The sequence below is a fragment of the Xylanibacter ruminicola genome (assembly GCF_900142525.1).
Classification (GTDB): domain Bacteria; phylum Bacteroidota; class Bacteroidia; order Bacteroidales; family Bacteroidaceae; genus Prevotella; species Prevotella ruminicola_A.
Genome location: NZ_FRBD01000048.1, coordinates 1 through 2150, shown reverse-complemented (window position 1 = coordinate 2150; position 2150 = coordinate 1). Strand labels below are relative to the sequence as shown.

At 40.1% G+C, this 2150-nt stretch carries 1 protein-coding gene and 1 pseudogene; both read right to left on the bottom strand.

Features of this window, described 5'->3' with window-relative positions; all coding sequences use genetic code 11:
* Positions 1 to 1682: pseudogene (locus tag BUB86_RS16800) on the bottom strand (hypothetical protein); the annotation flags it as partial.
* 237 nt (positions 1683 to 1919) lie between these two features.
* The coding region (locus tag BUB86_RS16795; RefSeq protein ID WP_139261754.1) for a DUF4842 domain-containing protein at positions 1920 to 2150 on the bottom strand (231 nt) is incomplete at its 5' end.

The following is a 2150-nucleotide window of genomic DNA, read 5'->3' as shown; positions in this document are numbered from 1 at the left end:
GTTGAGAGGTTGTCCACACCAAACAGAGCGTGAATCTCTGTGGTGGTATTCAATGTCTTACCATCGATGTTGCGCAGATAGAGTTCATCGTAAGCACCACAAGCAACTACAGAGTACTCAACCTGAGTGATATTCAAACGCTTTGCCTTAATTACAACATCGTTCATATCATAGTCGCCTAGGTTGCGGTCCTCAAAGCAGAAAGTATATACATTATTGTTAATCTCCTGGGCAGCGTCAACCAAATCCAGACCACCATTAATTTCAACGATTATATCTACGAAGTTAACATCACTTCCGTCTTCAAACATCATGTAGGCTTTTTGGTTTGCACCAAAAATGGCAGCACGAGGGTCATTTAGCAACATACCTTTATCACTTACAGCCTCGTCAAACTTCGGATACTGATTAATCTGCTCGTTTAAACGACCATCAGCATATACCTCGCCATTTTCAATTTTAGCATATGATTTATTAGCATAGTTTGTTCCGTTATAGCCAGTAATATCGTTATTTGACATGTAAGTATCTTTATAGTCGTTCTTATTCTTTCTTAGCATAAAGCCTACATAATAGCCCGCAGGGATGGTGAAGCCCTGCACTTCAAGATCAGCAGTAGGACTACTCGTTACATCACCGAAATAAGGCAGAACATATTCATGAACCTTAAAGAATTCACCATTACCGCTAGCGATGCCGCTTGCTTCCTTTGTCTGCTTACCATCAACACATTTGAACTTAGGCAGGCTCTTCAGGAAAGTAAGTTGCTCTTCCTCTGACTTGCCCTCCAATTCGCTTGGATTAAAATAATAATAATACAAGGCAACGCTAGAATAGTCCGTAGTTTGTATCTGAACAGGCGTCAATGTGATTGGTGCTTTTCCGTCGGCAACCAAATAGTTCTTTGTCAGCTGATATAATGGAGAATTGCGAATTGTCTCCAAATTAACCTGTTTATGAGTATTATCGCGTCCACTCTTTCCACCAACATCTTTCAAGATCGTTTCTAGACCTTGTTTCTCCGCATCGGTTATTGTAACCTCACGGAAAATTGTCTGTCTTGCCACTTTCCAAGTACTGTTACCACCTTCATTATTAAACATCCAGAGACGCTCATTATCCCAATTGCTGTTCAGCCAAGGATTAATGCTGGCATCTTCACCATCCTGTCCAGCCTTTTGAGCACGAATAGCATTATATGAGAGAGCTGAATTTCTGTATTTCATCTTCAAGCCGCTTGTAGCTGGGAAAGCAGGAAGATCATAAGCAGCTCTTGTTCGAGCCTGGGCTGCCTTCTTGAAATTGACACTATTGTCGCCGGCCTTGAAACCTGCTACATAGTAGATTCCCTTGCTATCAACGCAAGCTGCTACCAAATCTGTGTATTCTGCAGGGCAATCGTATGTGATTGAGACAGACTGTCCCTTAGAAACAGTTGCTTCATTCAGAACTCTTGCGTCCTCATTAAAATAAGGAGCTTCTGTCAGAATCTGAACCTTAGCAATATCGCTCATTGGAGCATCTGCTGTGATTGTCACAGTATGCTTAGTTGTAGAACTCCAATCCTGATTGGGACTGAAGGTGGTTCCAAATACTTTAGCAACGTTGGCATTAATCTCTTCTTGAGTTGCCTTATTATTTGTTGGGGTTGGTTCTGGAGTTGGCGTTGGCTCTGGTTCCATACCTTCAAAACCCTTCGTACAGCCGGATAGAATTAATCCTAATACTGCAATTGATAATAATTTCTTCATAACATCAAATATTTAATCGATTAAATTGTATACTTTCTGCAAAGATACAACATTCTCCTTATAAACAAGGACAAAATAACTACAAACCTACTCAAATTAACATTTATTATAGAACAACAAGCGTGTGCAACTGATTGCACACGCTTGTTATATTAATAATAAAGAATGTTATTCTACAGAAACATTCATAACTTTCCCCTCGACTGGAGTCAAATACCAATCGGTAGACGTTACAGGATTTTCACCCCAGCTATTAAACGTAGTATAAGCATTCTTAATACAGGTTTTCTCAATTGGATACTTGAAATCACAAGGAATCATGATACCATGGGGATCCTCACCAGTCTGCGACATCTTCACATCATAGTCTTGAGTCTTGTTATAGATGTAGACTTGCTT